The 20,776-nt window shown below is 61.6% G+C and carries 14 protein-coding genes; 13 read left to right on the forward strand and 1 reads right to left on the reverse strand.

The window, feature by feature from the left end; all coding sequences use genetic code 11:
• Positions 1 to 3: 3 nt before the first annotated feature.
• From treZ to U6037_RS15495, 13 genes are all read left to right on the forward strand, one after another.
• Positions 4 to 1,806 carry a malto-oligosyltrehalose trehalohydrolase gene (treZ, locus tag U6037_RS15435; protein ID WP_322843583.1) on the forward strand — a complete coding sequence of 601 codons (1,803 nt, stop codon included), beginning with the start codon at positions 4 to 6 and terminating at the stop codon, positions 1,804 to 1,806.
• On the forward strand, positions 1,803 to 3,881 hold the full coding sequence (malQ, locus tag U6037_RS15440; protein WP_322843584.1) for a 4-alpha-glucanotransferase: 2,079 nt from the start codon (positions 1,803 to 1,805) through the stop codon (positions 3,879 to 3,881). The genes treZ and malQ overlap by 4 nt, the downstream gene beginning before the upstream one ends.
• Entirely contained in the window at positions 3,878 to 6,646 is a 2,769-nt protein-coding gene (locus U6037_RS15445; RefSeq protein ID WP_322843585.1) for a malto-oligosyltrehalose synthase, read from the forward strand. Before malQ ends, U6037_RS15445 begins: the two co-directional genes overlap by 4 nt.
• A 27-nt stretch (positions 6,647 to 6,673) precedes the next feature.
• Complete coding sequence (locus tag U6037_RS15450; protein WP_322843586.1) at positions 6,674 to 6,988, forward strand: DUF2934 domain-containing protein; 315 nt, start codon at positions 6,674 to 6,676, stop codon at positions 6,986 to 6,988.
• Between the two features lie 224 nt (positions 6,989 to 7,212).
• Complete coding sequence (glgX, locus tag U6037_RS15455) at positions 7,213 to 9,372, forward strand: glycogen debranching protein GlgX (RefSeq protein ID WP_322843587.1); 2,160 nt, start codon at positions 7,213 to 7,215, stop codon at positions 9,370 to 9,372.
• A gap of 1 nt (position 9,373) precedes the next feature.
• Positions 9,374 to 10,372, forward strand: a complete 999-nt coding sequence (locus U6037_RS15460; protein WP_322843588.1) for an acyl-CoA dehydrogenase family protein — start codon at positions 9,374 to 9,376, stop codon at positions 10,370 to 10,372.
• Positions 10,369 to 11,127 (forward strand): PIG-L family deacetylase, encoded by a 759-nt coding sequence (locus tag U6037_RS15465; RefSeq protein ID WP_322843589.1) that lies wholly within the window; start codon positions 10,369 to 10,371, stop codon positions 11,125 to 11,127. Before U6037_RS15460 ends, U6037_RS15465 begins: the two co-directional genes overlap by 4 nt.
• The gene (locus tag U6037_RS15470) at positions 11,124 to 11,723 is read left to right on the forward strand and encodes an SAM-dependent methyltransferase (RefSeq protein WP_322843590.1); all 600 of its coding nucleotides are present in this window, start codon (positions 11,124 to 11,126) and stop codon (positions 11,721 to 11,723) included. Before U6037_RS15465 ends, U6037_RS15470 begins: the two co-directional genes overlap by 4 nt.
• The gene (locus U6037_RS15475; RefSeq protein ID WP_322843591.1) at positions 11,720 to 12,406 is read left to right on the forward strand and encodes a glycosyltransferase; all 687 of its coding nucleotides are present in this window, start codon (positions 11,720 to 11,722) and stop codon (positions 12,404 to 12,406) included. Before U6037_RS15470 ends, U6037_RS15475 begins: the two co-directional genes overlap by 4 nt.
• 156 nt (positions 12,407 to 12,562) lie before the next feature.
• The gene (locus tag U6037_RS15480) at positions 12,563 to 13,321 is read left to right on the forward strand and encodes a PIG-L family deacetylase (protein ID WP_322843592.1); all 759 of its coding nucleotides are present in this window, start codon (positions 12,563 to 12,565) and stop codon (positions 13,319 to 13,321) included.
• Positions 13,322 to 13,515: 194 nt separating this feature from the next.
• On the forward strand, positions 13,516 to 14,298 hold the full coding sequence (locus U6037_RS15485) for an endonuclease/exonuclease/phosphatase family protein (protein ID WP_322843593.1): 783 nt from the start codon (positions 13,516 to 13,518) through the stop codon (positions 14,296 to 14,298).
• Positions 14,299 to 14,491: 193 nt separating this feature from the next.
• Positions 14,492 to 17,029, forward strand: coding sequence for an autotransporter outer membrane beta-barrel domain-containing protein (locus tag U6037_RS15490; RefSeq protein WP_322843594.1), 2,538 nt, complete (start codon positions 14,492 to 14,494; stop codon positions 17,027 to 17,029).
• A gap of 322 nt (positions 17,030 to 17,351) precedes the next feature.
• On the forward strand, positions 17,352 to 18,419 hold the full coding sequence (locus U6037_RS15495; protein WP_322843595.1) for an autotransporter outer membrane beta-barrel domain-containing protein: 1,068 nt from the start codon (positions 17,352 to 17,354) through the stop codon (positions 18,417 to 18,419).
• 123 nt (positions 18,420 to 18,542) lie between these two features.
• Here U6037_RS15495 and glgB read toward each other — a convergent pair whose 3' ends face one another.
• On the reverse strand, positions 18,543 to 20,774 hold the full coding sequence (gene glgB / locus U6037_RS15500; protein WP_322843596.1) for a 1,4-alpha-glucan branching protein GlgB: 2,232 nt from the start codon (positions 20,772 to 20,774) through the stop codon (positions 18,543 to 18,545).
• Positions 20,775 to 20,776: the final 2 nt, after the last annotated feature.

Consider the following 20,776-nt stretch of genomic DNA (forward strand, 5'->3'; position numbering starts at 1 on the left):
ACGATGCCGTTACGGTCTTCTGAAAACTGGCCCCACGGCGCGATCATGCTGGACGCCGAACACACACAGTTCGCGCTGTGGGCGCCGGATGCTTTTTACGTCAGTGTCGAACTGGAAAACGGCCAGTCGCTGCCAATGCTGTCTCAGGCGGACGGCTGGTTTGTGATCAAGGCCCGTTGCCCGGCGGGCACCCGCTACCGCTACAACATCGACGGCGAACTGGAGGTGCCCGACCCGGCCTCCAGGGCGCAGGATGGTGATCTCGACCGCCGCAGCGTGGTGGTCGATCCGCTGGCCTATCAATGGAGGCACAGCAGCTGGCACGGTCGGCCGTGGAGCGAAGCGGTGATCTACGAGTTGCACGTGGGTGCGCTGGGCGGGTTTGCCGAGGTCGAACAACATCTGGCGCGCCTCGCGGGCCTGGGTATTACCGCCATCGAGCTGATGCCATTGGCGCAATTTCCCGGCGAACGCAATTGGGGCTACGACGGTGTTTTGCCCTACGCACCGCAAGCCTCCTACGGCACGCCGGAACAACTAAAGCACCTGATCGACAGTGCCCACGGCCACGGTCTGGCGGTCATTCTTGATGTGGTCTACAACCACTTCGGCCCCGACGGCAATTACCTGCACCGTTACGCCAAAGGCTTTTTCCGCGAAGACAAACACACGCCATGGGGCGCGGCGATCGATTTTCGCCGCAGCGAAGTGCGCGAGTTCTTCATCGAAAATGCGCTGATGTGGTTACTCGAATACCGCTTCGACGGTTTGCGCCTGGATGCGGTGCATGCCATCGAAGACCCGGATTTCCTCACCGAGATGGCTCAGCGTATCCGCGCGCAGATCGACCCGAACCGGCATGTCTGGCTGACCGTGGAGAACGAGCTGAACCAGTCGAGCCTGCTCGAATACGATTACGACGCGCAGTGGAACGACGACGGTCATAACGCCCTGCACGTGCTGCTGACCGGTGAAACCGACGCGTACTACGCCGATTACGCTTTGCAACCGACCGAGCAACTGGTGCGCTGCCTGAGTCAGGGTTTTGTTTTCCAGGGGCACATCACCCGTCACGGCGAACCTCGCGGCGAGCCCAGCGAACACCTGCCATCCACCGCATTCGTGCTGTTCTTGCAGAACCACGATCAGATCGGCAACCGTGCGCTCGGCGAGCGCCTGCATCATCTGGCCGATCCGCGCGCCGTGCAGGCAGCGACCGTGCTGTTGCTGCTGTCACCGATGATTCCGCTGATGTTCATGGGCGACGAGTTTGCCGCCGAGCAGCCGTTCCTGTTTTTCACCAGTCACCACGGCGAACTGGCGGAGTTGGTGCGAGAAGGTCGACGCAATGAATTCGCCGCGTTTAGCGCCTTCACCGATCCGCACAAGCGCGAACAGATTCCCGACCCGAATGCCGACAAAACCTTCCACGCCTCACAGCCAAGGTTGGTCGGCCATGGCAGCGCAAAACAGCAGGCCACCCTGGAGCTGTACCAGAAGCTGCTGCAATTTCGCCATCAATACATCATCCCCCATCTGTCCGGCACGCAAGCGCTCGGTGCCCACATGCTCGGTTATGGCGCGGTCAGCGCACGCTGGCGTCTGGGCAATGGCAGCGAGCTGCGAATTGACCTGAACCTCAGCGATACGCCAGTGGTCAACCCTCCACAGACCGAGGCCGTGTGGTTGTTTCAACAGCCACCCACCGTCGATCTATCGGAATCGGGCGTACTGCCCGCGTATTGCGCGCTTGTCAGCCTCACGGCCGCAACCCCTTTGCAACCTCTGGATGGAGAGCGCCTATGAGCGATGCGCAACTGGAAATTCTTGCCAGCCGAGCCGGCCTCGCCGTCGACTGGATCGACGCCAACGGCCGTCCGCAAAAAGTCGCCCCGGCGGTGCTGCGCAATGTCCTGATCGGCCTCGGCCACCCCGCCAGCACGGCGCAGGAAATCGACGCCAGCCTGTTGGAACTGCAAGCCGTTCAACAAGACCGTCACTTGCCGCCGCTGTTGACCGCCGATGTTGGTGTCGGCGTGGATCTGGCGCGCTACTTTGCACCGGAAACGCCTTGTGAAATCCACCTTGAAGACGGCTCACGGCTGAACCTGAAACTCGATTCCGAAGCGATACTGCCGGGGCTGATCCCGGTCGGCTATCAACAAGTGCATATCGGCGATCAATATTTCACCCTGGCCGTGGCCCCGGAGCGCTGCTTCAGCGTCGGCGATGCGGTGGATAATCCGATCCCCCGCGCCTGGGGACTGAGTGCGCAACTGTATGCCTTGCGCCGCGCCGGCGACGGCGGTTTCGGCGATACCCAAGCACTGGAAGATCTGGTCCGCGTGGCCGGTGAGCGCGGCGCCGATGCCCTGGCGATCAGCCCGCTGCACGCCATGTTCAGCGCTGATACCGGGCGCTACAGCCCTTATTCGCCCTCGAGCCGGTTGTTCCTCAACTCTCTTTACGCAGCACCTGGCGCGATTCTCGGCGAGCGCGCCTTGCGTGATGCGGTCGACGCGGCCGGCCTGGCCGAGCAGTTTGCGCAACTGGAAGATCTAACCCTGATCGACTGGCCGAGCGCCGCCGACGCCAAGCAGAAACTCTTGCAGGCGTTGTACGAAGGTTTCATCGCCGGTGACCATCCCTTGCACCCGGATTTCGCCAGCTTCCGCCACGCCGGTGGCGAGGCACTGGAAAACCACTGCCGTTTCGAAGCGATTCAGGAAATGCGCGCCGCCCGTGGTGAAAACCTCGACTGGCGGCAATGGCCGGAACACTGGCACGACCCACGCGGCGCGGCGCTCGAAGCGTTTGCCGAGGAATACGCCGAACGCATCGGCTATTTCGCTTTCTGCCAATGGCTGATCCACCGTTGCCTGGAGCGCGCGCAAACCGCCGCCCGCAGCGCAGGGATGGGCATTGGCCTGATCGCCGATCTGGCAGTAGGTGCCGATGGCGCCGGCAGTCAGGCCTGGAGTTTTCAGGATGAACTGCTGGCCTCGCTGACCGTCGGCGCACCGCCGGACATTCTCAATCGCTCGGGCCAAGGCTGGGGTATTTCGGCATTCTCCCCGGAGGGCCTGATCCGCAACGGTTTCCGTGCGTTCATTGACATGCTGCGGGCAAACTTCGCCCACGCTGGCGGCTTGCGAATTGACCATGTGATGGGCCTGCAACGGCTGTGGGTGATTCCCAACGGCTCGGCACCTGCCGATGGCGCGTACCTGTATTACCCGGTCGATGACTTGCTGCGCCTGCTGACTCTTGAATCTCATCGCCACCAGGCGATTGTCCTCGGTGAAGACCTCGGCACCGTGCCCGATGGTCTTCGCGAAAAACTGATCGCCCGCTCCATGCTCGGCATGCGCGTGCTGCTGTTCGAGCAGGACAACACGCATTTCAAACCGATTCTCGACTGGCCGGACAACGCACTGGCGACCACCAGCACCCATGATCTGCCGACGCTCAACGGCTGGTGGCATGGCCGCGACATCGACTGGAACGCGCGCTTGGGTTTTGTCGATGCCAACGGTGAAATCGAATGGCGCCATCACCGCCAGCGTGAGCGCGAAGGCTTGCGCAGCGCTCTCAGCCAGGACCCGCAGAACTTTCGCGAGGAATCCCACGAGGCCGATCAAGTGGTCGATGCCGCTGTGCGTTTCCTGGGCCACACCCGCGCGCCGCTGGTGCTGTTGCCGCTGGAGGATGCGCTGGGCATCAACGAACAAGCGAACCTGCCGGGCACGATCGACACCCATCCGAACTGGTCACGGCGCTTGCCCGGCACCAGTGAAGCGCTGCTCGATGGCGCGGATGCGGCGCGACGCCTGGAACTACTCGCCTGCGCGCGTCTTCAGGCTGCCGAGCGTGACCAATGAATCAAACGCTCATCCAGCCCTTGCGCGCGACCTTGCGTCTGCAATTTCATAAAGGTTTCACCCTCGAACAAGCCGTGCCACTGGTGCCGTACTTTGCCCGGCTCGGCATCAGCCACATTTACGCCTCGCCGCTGCTCGCGGCGCGGGCTGGTTCCATGCACGGTTACGACGTGGTCGACCCGACCCAGGTCAACCCGGAGCTTGGCGGTGAGCCCGCGCTTCGGCGCTTGGTCAGCACCCTGCGTGAACACAACATGGGGCTGATCCTCGACATCGTCTCCAACCACATGGCGGTCGGTGGCAGCGACAACCCGTGGTGGCTCGACCTGCTGGAATGGGGGCGACTGAGCCCTTATGGCGAGTTCTTCGATATTCAGTGGCACTCGCCCGATCCGTTGATGGAGGGCCAGTTGTTGCTGCCATTTCTTGGCAGCGATTATGGAGTTGCGCTGCAGGAAGGCACGCTGAAACTGCGTTTCAACCCAGACACCGGCAGCTTTTACGTCGAGCATTACGATCATCACTTCCCGATCTGCCCGAACGATTACGGTGAACTGCTCAAATCCGAGAAAGCGCTGAAGCCTCTGGCCGATCGCTTCAGCACCCTCAGCTATCAGACCGATGCCCACTCGTTGGCGACTCCGCTCAAGGAAGAGTTGCGGCAATTGGCGACGGATTCTTCAATCGCTGAAGCCATTGAAAACAACCTCAAACACTTCGATTCAACCAGCGAAGAAGGCTTCCACACACTGCATGCGTTGTTGGAGCGTCAGAGCTATCGCCTCGCCAGTTGGCGCACCGCCGCAGATGACATCAACTGGCGGCGCTTCTTCGACATCAACGAGCTCGGCGGTTTGCGTGTTGAGCGCCCAGCGGTGTTCGAGGCCACCCACGGCAAGATCTTCCAGTTGATCGCCGAAGGTCTGGTCGACGGTTTGCGCATCGACCACATCGACGGCCTCGCCGACCCGCGCGGTTACTGCCGCAAACTGCGCCGCCGCGTCGATCTGCTGGCACCGGGCAGGCATTTGCCGATCTACGTCGAAAAGATCCTCGGCGCCGGCGAAACCCTGCACCGCGACTGGGCCGTGGAGGGCACCACCGGTTATGAATTCATGAATCAGCTGTCGCTGCTGCAACACGATCCCGATGGTGAATACGTACTCGGTGATCTCTGGCAACGCCGCACCGAACGCCCGGCCGCCTTTATCGAAGAGGCGCAACTGGCGCGCCAGCAGATCCTCAACGGCTCTCTCGCCAGTGACTGCGAAAGCGTCGCCCAGGCGCTGCTGCAAGTCGCCCGCGATGACCTGATGACCCGCGACCTGACGCTGGGCGCGATCCGCCGGGTGTTGCAGGCGTTGATCGTGCATTTCCCGGTGTATCGCACTTACATCAGCGCGATGGGTCGCTCCGAACAGGACGAAAGATTTTTCCAGCAGGCCATGGACGGTGCGCGGCAAACCCTCAGCGAAGCCGACTGGCCGGTACTCGATTGCGTCGCCGCCTGGCTCGGTGGCACACCGTGGCGGCACAAACCGCGCGGGCGCTCACGCAAGATGCTCAAACATGCCTGCGTGCGCTTTCAGCAACTGACGTCACCAGCGGCAGCCAAAGCCGTGGAAGACACGGCGCTGTATCGCTCGGCCGTGCTGCTGTCGCGCAATGACGTCGGCTACAACACCGAACAGTTCAGCGCGCCGGTCAGCGACTTTCATGCGGTCAATCAGCAACGGTTGAATGAATTTCCCGACAACCTGCTGGCCACCGCAACCCACGACCATAAACGCGGCGAAGACACCCGCGCGCGGCTGGCCGTGCTCAGCGAGCGCAGCCATTGGTACGCCGAGCAGATCGAACTGTGGCGCGCCCTCGCCCGTCCAGTGCGGGTTGACGATCAAATGCCGTCGAGTGGCGATGAGCTGATTCTCTACCAAGCGTTGCTCGGCAGTTGGCCGCTGCATCTGCGCGATGACGATCAGGCCGGGTTCGCCGACTACGCCAAACGCATCTGGCAATGGCAACAGAAAGCCCTGCGCGAGGCCAAGCTGCAAAGCAGTTGGAGTGCGCCCAACGAAGCCTATGAAAACGCCGCACAGGCATTCACCGAAAAACTCCTTACCGGTGAGGAAGGCGAACTGCTGCGCGCCGCACTGAGCAAGACCGTCAACAGCATCGCCGCTGCCGGCGCCCTCAATGGTTTGGCGCAAACCTTGCTGCGCATGACCGTGCCGGGGGTGCCGGATCTGTATCAGGGCAACGAGTTCTGGGACTTCAGCCTGGTTGATCCGGACAACCGTCGGCCGGTGGATTACGCCGCTCGCGAACACGCCTTGCAGGAGCCATTGCCACCTGTGGAATTGCTGGCGAACTGGCGTGACGGGCGCATCAAGCAAGCCTTGATCGCCGAGGTGCTGAACCTGCGCGTCGAGCATGCCGAGCTGTTTCGGCGTGGCACCTACCAAGCCTTGGAAGTACTGGGCAATCAGTCGCACAACGTGCTCGCGTTTGCCCGCGAACACGAGGGGAAGCAGGCCATCGTGATCGTGCCGATCCGTTGCGCCACGCTGCTGGAAAACAGTGCTGTACCTCAGGTCGATGCGCTGCGCTGGGGCGATACGCGGGTGGTTTTACCGTTCGCCGCCTCTGACACAAACCTGAAGGGACTTTTTTCAAGCAGCGCAGTCACAAAAAACAGGGAGCTGAATATCAGCGACGCGCTGGGGGATGTCCCGGTCAATCTCTTTATCCAACACTTAACGTAAGCACGAGTTCAGTTCAGGAGCATTGCGATGAGTACCGACGATAAACGCATTCGCGAATTCGCCTATCAAATCTGGGAATCGGAAGGTCAGCCTGACGGTCAGGAAGCGCGCCACTGGGAGATGGCGCGCAAACTGGCCGAAGCCGAGGCGCTGGCACCGAAGAAGCCACCGAAAGCGGCTGGCAGCAAAACCGCTGGCAAGACTGCCGAAACCAAGACGCCGGCCGCCAAACCGAAACCTGCGGCCAAAGCCAAGCCCGCCAGCGCCGCCAAAGTGATTCCCCCGGGCGAAAAAGCCACCGAGAAAAAGCCCCGAGCGCCGAAGAAGCCTTCGGCGATCTGACGCTTACCGGACTATTGAAATGAATCAATGTGTGGCGGGTTCGCTCGCCACCGAGGGCGCGTTCGTCCTCAAGAAACCCACCAATCCCCTGTAGGAATGAGCCTGCTCGCGATAGCTATCTGACATTCAACATTGATGTCGCCTGATAGATCGCTATCGCGAGCAGGCTCACTCCTACAGGGGGATGTGTAAGCCCAGAAATTACCCGTTTTGCAGGAGCAATCATGACCCGTCCAAAGAAAGCCGAGCCCACCGCGCACGCCGAGCCGTCGAGAATCCGTGAAGGCCTGCCCTTCCCGCTGGGTGCGACCTGGGATGGGCTGGGGGTCAACTTCGCGCTGTTTTCCGCCAACGCCACCAAAGTCGAACTGTGCATCTTCGACGATGCCGGCGAGGTCGAACTCGAACGCATTGAACTGCCGGAATACACCGACGAGATCTATCACGGCTACCTGCCCGATGCGCATCCGGGGCTGATCTACGGCTACCGCGTCTACGGCCCGTACGACCCGGCCAACGGCCACCGCTTCAACCACAACAAATTGCTCATCGACCCCTACGCCAAACAACTGGTCGGCCAACTGAAATGGTCGGAAGCGCTGTTCGGCTACACCATCGGCCACCCCGACGCCGACCTCAGTTTCGATGAACGTGACAGCGCGCCGTTCGTGCCTAAATGCAAGGTCATTGACCCGGCGCACACCTGGGGCAATGACCACCGCGTCAGCGTGCCGTGGGACAAGACCATCATTTATGAAACCCATGTGCGCGGCATCAGCATGCGTCACCCGTCGGTGCCGGAGAATGTGCGCGGTACTTTCGCCGGGCTGATGGTCGACGATGTGCTCGAACACATCCGCAAGCTCGGCGTGTCGACGGTCGAACTGCTACCGATCCACGCTTTCGTCAATGACCAGCACCTGCTGCACAAAGGCATGACCAATTACTGGGGCTACAACAGCATCGCGTTTTTTGCCCCGGACCCGCGCTACCTCGCCAGCGGCAAGATTGCCGAGTTCAAGGAAATGGTCGCGCACCTGCACGAAGCCAACCTCGAAGTGATCCTCGACGTGGTCTACAACCACACCGCCGAGGGCAACGAGCAAGGCCCGACCCTGTCGATGCGCGGCATCGACAACGCTTCGTACTACCGCTTGATGCCCGACGACAAGCGCTTCTACATCAACGATTCCGGTACCGGCAACACCCTTGATCTGAGCCACCCGTGCGTGCTGCAAATGGTCACCGACTCGTTGCGCTATTGGGCCAGCGAAATGCATGTCGACGGTTTCCGTTTCGATCTGGCAACCATTCTCGGCCGCTATCACGACGGTTTCGACGAGCGTCACAGCTTCCTCGTTGCCTGCCGCCAGGACCCGGTGCTGCGTCAGGTGAAAATGATCGCCGAGCCGTGGGACTGCGGCCCCGGTGGTTATCAGGTGGGCAACTTCCCGCCGGGCTGGGTTGAATGGAACGACAAGTTCCGCGACACCGTGCGCGCCTTCTGGAAAGGTGACGATGGCCAGGTTGCCGATTTCGCCAGTCGCATGACCGCTTCCGGTGAGATGTTCAACCAGCGTGGGCGGCGTCCGTATTCCTCGGTGAATTTCATCACCGCGCACGACGGTTTTACCCTCAACGATCTGGTCTCGTACAACGACAAGCACAACGAAGCCAACGACGAAAACAATCAGGACGGCAGCAACAACAACCTGTCTTGGAACCATGGCGTCGAAGGCCCGACCGACGATCCGGAAATCAACGCCCTGCGCCACCGGCAGATGCGCAACTTCTTCGCCACGCTGCTGCTCGCACAGGGCACGCCGATGATCGTCGCCGGCGACGAATTCGCCCGCACCCAGGACGGCAACAACAACGCTTATTGCCAGGACAGCGAGATCGGTTGGGTCAACTGGGACCTGAGCGAGGACGGCAAGGCACTGCTGAAGTTCGTCAAACGCCTGATCAAGCTGCGCCTGACTTATCCGATCTTGCGCCGTGGACGTTTTCTGGTTGGCGAGTACAACGAGGACATTGGCGTCAAGGACGTCACCTGGCTAGCGCCGGACGCTACCGAAATGACCACCGAGCATTGGCACGATGCGCACAACCGCTGCCTGGGCATGTTGCTCGACGGCCGCGCCCAGGAAACCGGGATTCGCCGCAAAGGTGCGGATGCGACGCTGCTGCTGGTGGTCAACGCGCACCACGACATCGTCAATTTCACCTTGCCGGAAGTGCCGGACGGCGGCTTCTGGACCTGCATGATCGACACCAATCAGCCGTCGATTCGCGGTCAGGAACGCTTCGAGTTCGGTCACCAATACTCGGTCACCGGGCGCTCGCTGCTGCTGTTCGAACTGCAACGTGATGAAGAAGATTGATATGGATCTGCACAATTATCTCGCCCGGCGTCCAGCGGATTATCCGCACACCGTAGCCCTCGGAGGTTGCCTACGGGCGCTGGTCGAGGCCGGGCTGGATCGTTTGCCGTTACCGGGCAGTGGCCGCACGCTGGAGCGTTTTCAGCGCCTGGCGGAGGTCGCTGGGCATGACCTCGGTTTGTGCAAACTGTTCGAAGGCCATACCGACGCGCTGGCGATCATCGAGCAACTGGGCGGCACACCGACGCCGGGCAGCACGTGGGGCATGTGGGCGGCTGAACCGCCACAGGCACGAGTCAAGGTCAGTCCGGCCGGGCACATGGTCGCGTTGCACGGGCGCAAGGCGTGGTGCTCCGGTGCTGCGGTGCTCAGCCATGCCTTGCTGACCGCGTGGGACGCCGATGATCAGCAACAACTGGTGGCGGTCGCCCTCGACCAACCCGGTGTGACCATCACCGTGCAAGGCTGGCAAGCCGTGGGCATGGGCGCCACTGGCAGCGTCGAGGTGCTGTTCGACGGCGCCGAAGCGCAAGCCATCGGCAACCCCGCTGATTACCTGCAACGCCCGGGTTTCTGGCAGGGCGGAATCGGCATTGCTGCATGCTGGTACGGCGCCGCGCGGCAAATTGCCGAAGCCTTGCGCACGCAGTGTGGGCAACGTCCGGAACCGCATGCGCTGGCGCATCTCGGCGCGGTCGACAGCGCTTTGCAGGCCGCCGCCGATGTATTGCGTTTCAGCGCCTTGCACATCGATGCGCATCCCGACGACAACGCGGAACTGCTCGCCCGGCGTGCTCGCGCGGTGGTCGAACAGTCGGCCGAACAGGTGATGCGTGAGGTCGGTCGCGCGCTTGGTGCGGGGCCGTTTTGCAAGGATCGCCACTTTGCCCGGCTCAGCGCCGACCTGCCGGTGTTTCTGCGCCAAAGTCATGCCGAGCGCGATCTGGCCGCGCTCGGGCAATTGGTGGCCGGGCACTCTACGGAGGCATGGGCACTATGAAAACCAATCCGATTGTCGGTCAGGGCACGAGCCTGCATCAGTGGCAGGCTTCGCGGCACCTGGCGGAGCTGGACAGCATCGACATCCTCAGTCTGGTGCCACCGGGCGCACGCGCAGTCATTATCGCGCCGCACCCGGACGACGAAGTGCTCGGTTGTGGTGGCTTGCTGCAATTGCTCGCCGCCGCTGGCAGGTCTCTGCAATTGATTTCCGTGACCGACGGCAGCGCCAGCCACCCCGGTTCCAGTCGTTGGCCAGTAGAACGGTTGAGCGTGATTCGCCCACAGGAATCCGCCGAAGCGCTGCGCCGACTCGGTCTGCCGATGCATCGCGTGAAGTGGCTGCGCGGCGGCTTCACTGACACTCAGGTCGCGGCGCAGGAAGCGCAGTTGGTCGAGTTCATCGAGCGTCATCTGCGCCCTGACGACGTGCTTTTCGCCACTTGGAGCGAGGACGGCCATTGCGACCACGAAGCCGTTGGCCGCGCCAGTGCCGAAGCGGCGCGTCGGGTTGGCGCAACCTGCCATGAACTGCCGGTGTGGACGTGGCACTGGGCAACGCCGGAAGACGCCTTTGTACCGTGGCAGCGGGCGCGCAAGATTCTCCTGACGCCAGCGCAAGTGGCGCGCAAACGCCACGCGGTGCACGCCTTTGCCAGTCAACTGGAAGGCGATCCGGATGCAGGACTCGGCCCGGTGCTCGCGCCTTATGTGCTTGATCGCCTGCTGCAACCCTTTGAAGTGGTGTTTCTATGAGTGTCGAGGATCGCTATTTCGACGGCCTGTTTGCCGGCAACGACGACCCTTGGGCGTTCCGCGAGCGCTGGTACGAACAGCGCAAACGCGCGATCACCCTCGCCGCCCTGCCACGGCCGCACTATCGGGCAATCTTCGAGCCGGGCTGCGCCAACGGCGAATTGAGCGCCGAACTCGCCGGCCGTTGTGATCGGTTGTTGTGCTGTGACACGGCCAGCGCAGCGGTGACCTTGGCGCGCACGCGGCTGAGCCTGTTCGATCACGCCGAAGTGCGGCAAAACCGTCTTCCCGGCGACTGGCCGGAGGAAAAATTCGACCTGATTGTATTTAGCGAGATCGGCTACTACCTCGACGGCGCAGATCTGACAGACGTGATCCGTCGGGCTAGTGATTGCCTGACTGCCGACGGTCAGTTCCTCGCCTGCCACTGGCGTCCGCCCATCGACGGCTGCCCGCTGAATGCGCGGCAGGTTCACGACCTGATCCACGAAAAACTGCATCTGCCGCGTCTGGTTCTGCATCAGGAAGCGGACTTCATCCTTGAGATATGGAGCCGCGAACCGCGCTCGGTGGCGGCGCTGGAGGGGTTGCGATGATCGGCATTCTGATCCCGGCACACAACGAAGAAGACTTGCTCGACGAATGCCTGAGCGCGGCCCTGCGCGCCAGCCGGCATGGCTTGCTGGCCGGCGAGCGTGTTGAAGTGCTGGTGGTGCTCGACAGTTGCAACGACCGCTCGGCGCAGATTGTCAGCAACTATCCGGTGCTGAGTCTGCACATCGACGCCCGCAATGTCGGCCAGGCGCGCGCGGCTGGCGCACAGCTGTTGCTGGAGCGCGGTGCGCGCTGGATCTCCTGTTCGGACGCCGACAGCCGCGTCGCCGATGACTGGCTGGTGGCACAGCTGGGCTTGGGGGCAGACGCCGTGTGCGGTACCGTCACCGTCGAGCACTGGCACGAGTCGTTCGATGCGGCGGCGCAAATCCGCTACCACCGGCATTACCAGGCCTGCGATGGCCATCGGCATATCCACGGTGCCAATCTGGGCATCAGCGCTGACGCCTACCGCTGGGCCGGAGGCTTTAAACCGCTGGCCTGCGACGAAGATGTGCAGTTGGTGCGGGAACTGGAACTGGACGGTGCCAACATCGCCTGGAGCCATCGTCCGCAAGTGCTGACCAGCGCTCGCTTCGACAGCCGTGCGCGGGGTGGCTTTGGTGACTATCTGCGAAATCTGGCACAGATAGAGCAAAAAAGAGCGGATCAGATTGATCTGTGACGCGACGAACTTCACTTCATGAGCAATACTCTGCTGCGCGGCAATCCAGGGTTCGGAGCGTCGCAAGGCATTCAACCAGCCTTCACGGGTCCGTAGCGCCTGGCGATCATCGCCGCGCACATGACTGAGGGCGAAACCACACAAGGACGTCACACCATGAAACCGTTATCCCTCAGCGACACCAGCCTGCCGGCGCAAATCTGGAACAGCGCCCCGCAACTGGACAATATTCCCGTCATCAATACCCGCAGCTTGGTGCCCGACGGTGCCCGTGCCGTGGTCATCGCACCGCATCCGGGCGATGAAGTGGTCACCTGCGGCGGCCTGCTGCAATTACTTTCCAGCCTCGGTCATCCGCTGCAACTGCTCTCCATCACCGATGGCAGTGCCAGCCATCCAGGTTCACGGCAATGGTCGGAAAAACGCCTGAGCGTGTTCCGTCCACAAGAAAGCGTCGAAGCCTTGCGCCGCCTCGGCCTGCCGATGCACAGCCTGAAATGGGTACGCGGCGGCTTCACCGATAACGCCCTGTGCGAACAGCAAACGCAAGTGACCGAGTTCATCAGCCGCTACCTGCGCCCCGGCGACGTGGTGTTCAGCACCTGGCGCGGCGATGGCAACGACGACCATGAAGCGGTGGGCCGGGCCAGTGCGCAAGCAGCGCAACAGGCCGGCGCGACCTTTCATGATGTGCCGGTGTGGGCCTGGCACTGGCCGGAGCGCGACCAGCAACTGATCCCTTGGGAACGCGCGCGCAAACTGCGCCTCGACACCTGGACCGTCGCGCGCAAGAGTCACGCTACCCACGCCTATGCCAGCCAGCTCAACGGCGAACCGGCGATCGGCATTGCGCCGATGCTGCCGCCGGTGATTCTCGAAAGAATGCGTTTGCCCTACGAAATCGTCTTTGTCTGACGCCGTTTAGGGTGGGAGCGAGCCTGCTCGCGAAAGCGGTGGTTCTATCAACTGATGTATTGGATTTGCCGACGCCTTCGCGAGCAGGCTCGCTCCCACAGGAATCGGGTGGTCATCGAATATTATTTGCAAGGAACTGCCGCCCCTCCCCATCAGTCGCATGAATAAGCGGCCCGCAATCCAGAGGAGTGAACGTGTCCAGCGATCCCAAGCGTCATGTTGTCGACGCGCCCGTCATCCATCGTTTAAGGGTGCTGACGGTCAACACCCACAAGGGTTTCACCGCGTTCAATCGGCGCTTCATCCTGCCGGAGCTGCGCGAAGCGGTGCGCAGCACCTCGGCCGACCTGGTGTTTCTGCAGGAAGTGGTAGGTGAACACGAGCGGCATTCGAGCCGTTACAACGAATGGCCGCAAACCTCGCAATACGAGTTTCTCGCCGACAGCATGTGGAGCGATTTCGCCTACGGGCGCAACGCCGTCTACCCAGACGGCCATCATGGCAATGCGCTGCTGTCGAAATACCCGATCCGTGAATACCGCAACCTCGATGTGTCGATCACCGGGCCCGAACGCCGTGGCTTGCTGCATTGTGTGCTCGACGTACCAGGGCACGCTGAGGTCCACGCGATCTGCGTGCATTTGAGTCTGCTCGAAAGCCATCGGCAATTGCAGTTGCAACTGCTCTGCCAGTTGCTCGAATCCCTGCCCGACGACGCCCCGGTGATCATCGCCGGCGACTTCAACGACTGGCAGCTTCAGGGCAATGTCGCCCTCGCCCGTCGCGACTATCTGCACGAAGCCTTCGAGCGCCATCACGGGCGCCCGGCCAAGACTTACCCGGCGCGTTTTCCGCTGCTGCGGCTGGACCGGATCTACCTGCGCAATGCCAGCAGCCATGACCCGCAGATCCTCGGCAACAAGCCGTGGACGCACCTGTCGGATCACTTGCCGCTGGCGGTGGAAGTGCACCTGTAAGCGCGATTCTGACAAGACCGTCCGTCAGCCCTGCTTGAACCGTGAGGAAATTCATCTACACCTAAAAAAGCTCAAGGAGTAGCGCATTCAATCCGTTAGGCCATGGATTTGATGTAGGGCATCAACTCTAGATGATGCCCGATTCATGGCACACCCAAGGATGAATTCCCCGAATTTGCCGTAGGGAATGACCATGCCGCGCTACTCCACACCTCTGCGGTCACTACCGCACCTCTTGCTCCTGCCTGCTTCTCTGCTGATGTTGACCAGCCACCCCGCTTCTGCGGCATGCAACCTGGTGCCCGGACCCGGCAATGACAACTTCACCTGTGACAGCGGCACCAGCGGTTCACTGACGGATCTCGCCGGCAACAACAGCCTGACCTTCCCCGCCAACGGCACTGGCCAGATCAATGGCAGCGTGACTTTCGGCGCAGGTGCCGACCGGGTCGAGATCAACTCCGGCGTCATCACCGGTGCGGTCAGTCAGGGCAACGGCGTCGATGATTTCGTCATGAACGGCGGTTCAATCGGTTCACTGGCCCAAGGCGACAGCCGCGATACGTTCCTGATGACCGGTGGCACCATCGTCGGCGCCTTCGAGGACGGCGATGTCGCGCGCATGACCGGTGGCACGATCGGCCGGGTCGACATGAAACTCGACAACAACATTTTCGACATGTCCGGCGGGCAGATTCTCGGCAATCTGGTGACCGGGTTCGGCACCGATACGATCATCGTTTCCGGCGGCCGCATCGGCGGCAACATCAGTGTCAGCGGCGGTAACGACAGCATCACCGTCAGTGGTGGGGAAATCGTCGGCGAGATTCGCGCCAGCGTCGGCAATGACCGTTTCCTGTGGGATGGCGGCGGCATTATCCGCTCGGCGATCCTGATGGACGTCGGCGATGACACGGCTACCCTGCGCAATCTTGGCGACAGCATTCTCACGCTGACGCCCAGCGTGGATGGCGGCGTCGGCACCGATACGTTGACACTGGACAACACGCGCACCGCCCTGCCCGCGCGCTTGATCAATTGGGAAACAGTCAACCTGAGCAATGCCTCGCAGCTTGATCTGGGTTCGTCCAGCCTGGTGCTGGGTGACGCGGGAACCGGCACGGGCGCGTTGAACATCGACGCCAGCAGCACACTGGTTTCCACTCAGGGCAGCGTTGCGCCAGCGCTGACGGGACAAAGCGTGACGCTCAACAACGCCGGGATCATCGACCTGACACAAGGCAACAGCCGCACCAACGACACACTGACCGTGCAAGGCAACTACGTCGGCAACCGTGGTCAGTTACTGCTGCAAAGCACCGTTGCTGGTGATGATTCGGCAAGCGACAGACTGGTCGTCAACAACGGCAGCCTGGAGGGTTCGACGGTTATCGGTGTCAGCAATGTCGGCGGTCTGGGCGCACTGACTCAGGTCAATGGCATTGAACTGGTGCAGGCACAAGGCGGCGCCGTCAGCAGCAATACAGCGTTTACTCTCAGCGGCCCGGTGTCTGCCGGCGCGTACGATTACTACCTGTTCAAGGGTGGCGTCACCGCCGGCACCGAGAACAACTGGTATCTGCGCTCAGCCGTTGTCGCACCGCAATTGATGAGCGTGCCCAATCCCGATCCGGCATTACCGCCGCTTCTGGTTCCGGTCGTGGCCACACCCATTGCAGCGGCCATTACCCCGCTCGACGGCGAATCCGGCGAAGCGCTGTCCATCGCCTCGCTGCCGGTGTTACCTGCCGCCGTGGCCGGTGCCGCGCCAATTCCTCTGTATCGCCCGGAAGTACCGACCTGGTCGGTGTTGCCGCCCGCCGCCGCGCAACTGACGCTGAATGCACTGGGCACGTTTCATGATCGTCAGGGCGATCAGCGCCTGCTCAGCGAAACCGGCGCATTTGGCGCCGGTTGGGGCCGGGTCTACGGCAAGAATCTCGAGCAGACCTGGGCTGGTACGGTGACTCCGCGTCTGGACGGCTCGCTCAATGGCTTTCAGGTCGGCAATGATCTGTACAGCTCGCAGACTTCCGGCGGCCAGAACCAGCGCGTGGGGTTCTTTGTCGGCCACAGCCGTTTGCAGGGTGATGTCGACGGTTTCAACGAGGGCTTCCAGCACAACAGCGCCGGCAAGATCAAACTCGAAGGCGACAGCTATGGCCTGTACTGGACGCTGACCGACCCTTACGGCTGGTACGTCGACACCGTGGTGATGGGCACCCGTTTTGACGGCGACAACCATTCCGACCGCGGCGTCAAACTGGATAATCGCGGGCACGCGCTGACCTTGTCGGCCGAAGCCGGTTATCCATTGCCGATCAGTGATACGTGGGTGATCGAGCCGCAGGCGCAGGTCATCCACCAGAAAATCTCCCTCGACAGCCAGGACGATGGCATTTCGCGCGTCTCGTTCGATTCCGACGGTGCCTGGACCGGCCGCCTCGGTGCCCGCCTCAAGGGCCGTTATCAAGTCAGCGGGCTGCCGGTAGAACCGTATTTGCGCGCCAATCTATGGCATACGTTTTCCGCTACTGACTCGGTGACATTCGGCGCCAGCGATGTCATCAGCACCGAACAGAAATCCTCGACAGCAGATATTGGCCTGGGCGTAGTGTTGACCCTCGACCGCGCCGTCAGTGTGTACGCCAGTACCGATTACAGCAGCAATATTGACAGTACTGACGTGCGCGGCGTGGTCGGCAATCTGGGTGTGCGCATTAGCTGGTAGACCTTCCGTCGGCAATCAAACCTCTCTACCTCGGAGCTTTTCCTGCGTTTTTCCATGCAAACAACCACTTAGTTATGTGCAGAAAAACAAACGCTTGCAAAGCCCGTTTTACCACTACCGCTCATCGTTCAATTTCTTGACGGGCGCGCTCGACTCTTCTTATCTCTACCTTACTACCCCCGGAATCACTACCCGGGACGAGCCTTCGGACACTCGCAAAATCGAGCGGTCAGGGCTCGCCCCGCTCCATTCGGTCGCCCCTCGTTCGGGGTAGGAGAGACGCCACACAGAGAGAATGCATGCGCCTGCAAGGTAGACCTCCATGAGAACTTCAATCAGCCCACACGAGATCAAAATCACTTTCTGCACAGTGTCGAGTTCTATCTTGCTGTGCTCATCCATGGAGGCGCAGGCCGGTCCTGCGGCGGATGAAACCACCCCGTGGTATCGCGCGGACGTGCCGGTCATGACACTGCCCGTGACCGTCATTACCCCCGGCCCGCAACGCTTGAGCCCACGCCCGGACTTGCAGGGGCCGAACCTGATCACCGAAGACCTCGCCCCGTCAGCCTGGGATGAGTTGTACGGCAGAAGTGCGCGTCAGGCACAAACCGATGTGCTGTCGTCGGGTTACGCAACACCCGGCAGCGGCGACTTCAAAGGCCCAGCCGTACTGACTCTGCAAAGTGGCAGCCATACCCAGACCATCGGCCTGATCGGCGGCCTCAACCAGATTCAAGCCAATGCCAATGGCCTGCTCACCAGCCGCGCCCTGGCAGACCCGAACAGCGACACCCTCAATCTGCAAGGCCAAAGCCTTGGCGCCTATTACAGCCTGAGCGGAGCCCAGGGCTGGCACGTGGACTTGTCCGCCAGTGGTGGCCGGGTCAGTGGTTTCAGTCGCAACGAACAGGGCGCACGGCAAGCCACCGAGGGCAGCGCACTGACGCTGTCAGTAGAAGGCGGTTATCCGATTGGCCTGAGCGAAAACTGGGTGGTCGAACCGCAGGCGCAATTGATCAATCAACGCATCACCCTCGACACGCCCTACGCCGGTTCAGGCAATGCCTCGTCCTCCGATCTGACGGCGTGGAGCGGCCGCGTCGGTGCACGTTTGAAAGGCAGTTACGATTTGAATGGCCTGCCGGTCGAACCCTATGTGCGCACCAACCTCTGGCACACCGTCTACACCGGCAACACCGTGACGCTGGATCAGGTCGACAAGATCAGCAGCAGCCGCAAGTCATCCACCGTCGAGTTGGGATTGGGTCTGGTGGCGCGGGTGACGCCGGCGGTAAGCCTGTATGTCAGTGCCGATTACAGCAGCGATGTCGATGACAATGATTTGAACGGGATCATTGGCAGCCTTGGGGTGCGGATGCGTTGGTAGCGTTTGGCTTGGCGGCGATAGTGTTTGTGCTGACGCCATCGCGAGCAGGCTCACTCCTACAAGGGGAACGCATTCCAAGTGTAGGAGTGAGCCTGCTCGCGATGGCAGCAACTCGGTACTGGATCAGCCCTCCGGTTTGAGGATCAACACCGCCAGCGGCGGCAGATTCAGCTCCAGCGACAACGACTGACCATGGCTCGACACTTCCTCGGTAAACGCCCCGCCGCCATTGCCGTAGTTGGAACCGGCATAGGTGTCGGCATCGCTATTGAGCAGTTCAGTCCAGCGCCCGGCAAACGGCACACCGACGCGATACGCCTGACGCGGCACCGGTGTGAAGTTGGCCACCACCAGCACCGGTTTGCCGTCCTTGCTCCAGCGCAGCCAGGCATAAACGCTGTTGATCGCATCGTCACCGATCAACCATTGAAAGCCCTGCGGCGCGTCGTCCTGATCGTGCAGCGCTGGCTCGTCGCGATACAGCCGATTGAGGTCGCCCACCAGTTTCTGTACGCCTTTGTGCTCGGAGTACTGCAGCAGATACCAATCGAGCTGTTGATCGTGATTCCACTCGCGCCACTGACCAAACTCGCAGCCCATGAACAACAGTTTCTTGCCCGGATGGGTCCACATGAAACTCAGATAGGCGCGCAAGTTGGCAAATTTCTGCCAGCGGTCGCCGGGCATCTTGTCGATCAGCGAATGCTTGCCGTGCACCACTTCGTCGTGGGAGATCGGCAGGATGAACCGCTCGGACCAAGCGTAGACCAGGCCAAAACTCAACTCGTTGTGATGGTGGGCGCGGTACACCGGGTCCTGCTGAATGTAATGCAGCGAATCGTGCATCCAGCCCATGTTCCATTTGTAGGCGAAACCCAGTCCGCCCTGTTGCGTACTTTGGCTGACACCCGGCCACGCCGTGGATTCTTCGGCGATCACCAGCGCGCCCGGCGCTTCCAGTTCAACCACATCGTTCAAATGCCGGAGGAAGTCGATCGCTTCCAGATTTTCCCGACCACCATGACGGTTGGGCACCCATTCACCGGCCTTGCGCGAATAGTCGCGATAAAGCATCGAGGCCACCGCATCGACGCGCAAACCGTCGACATGGAAATGTTTCAACCAGTGCAGCCCCGACGCCAGCATGTAGCCGTGCACTTCGGTGCGACCCAGGTTGTAGATCAGCGTGTCCCAATCCTGATGGAAACCTTCCAGCGGATTGCCGTACTCGTACAGCGCGGTGCCGTCGAACTGCGCCAGACCATGGGTATCGGTGGGGAAATGCGCTGGCACCCAGTCGAGGATCACACCGATTTCCGCCCGGTGGCAGGCGTCGACGAATTCGGCGAACTGCGCCGGAGAGCCATACCGCGCGCTCGGCGCGAACTGCGAAAGCAACTGATAACCCCAGGAGCCACCGAACGGGTGCTCCATGATCGGCATCAGTTCGATGTGGGTGAAACCCAGTTCCTTGACGTACGGAATCAACCGCTCGGCGAGCTCCGGCCAGGTGTACTGGCGCGCCACTTCGCCCAGATCGTCCAGCTCGCACTGCCAGGAACCAGCGTGCAGTTCATAGATCGACAGCGGCGCCGAGTGCGTCTGCCGGTCACGGCGGCTGCTCATCCAGTCCTGATCCTGCCAGTCGATTTGCAGCGGTTCAGCGACTTTCGACGCGGTGTCTGGCGGCAGGCTGGTGGCCAGTGCCATCGGGTCGGCCTTGAGCGGGAGAATGCCGTGGGCACCAAGAATCTCGTATTTGTACAACTCGCCCGCTTGCAGGCGCGGAATGAACAACTCCCAGACCCCGGACGGATGACGCAAGCGCATTGGATGGCGGCGACCGTCCCAGACGTTGAAATCCCCCACCACCGAGACCCGTCGGGCATTCGGCGCCCACACGGCAAAACGCACGCCGTCGACGCCATCGACGGTCATCAACTGCGCGCCAAGGCAGGCACTTAGGTCGCGATGATTGCCTTCAGCGAACAGGTACAAATCCATTTCACCGAGCAACTGGCCGAAGCTATACGGATCCTCGGCAACCTGCTCGCCGCCGGCCCAGCGCGTGCGTAGCTGATACGGCCGCGCTTGGTCGAAATGGCCGACAAACAGGCCCGGTGTTTCGGTTTGCTCAAGTGGACCGCGTTCTTCACCGCTGTCCTTGTCCAGCACCACGACACTCAACGCACCGGGTAGATAAGCGCGAATGAACTGCCCGCCAGCGCCATCGCCGTGCGGGCCAAGAATGGAAAAAGGGTCGTGATGTTCAGCGCGGACCAAGGCATCGATATCTTTTGCCGAGGGCAGCAACGCTTCTTTGACCGCACCCTGTTCCTTGTTCGAGAAACTCATGA

The organism is Pseudomonas sp. B33.4 (genome assembly GCF_034555375.1).
GTDB lineage: Bacteria > Pseudomonadota > Gammaproteobacteria > Pseudomonadales > Pseudomonadaceae > Aquipseudomonas.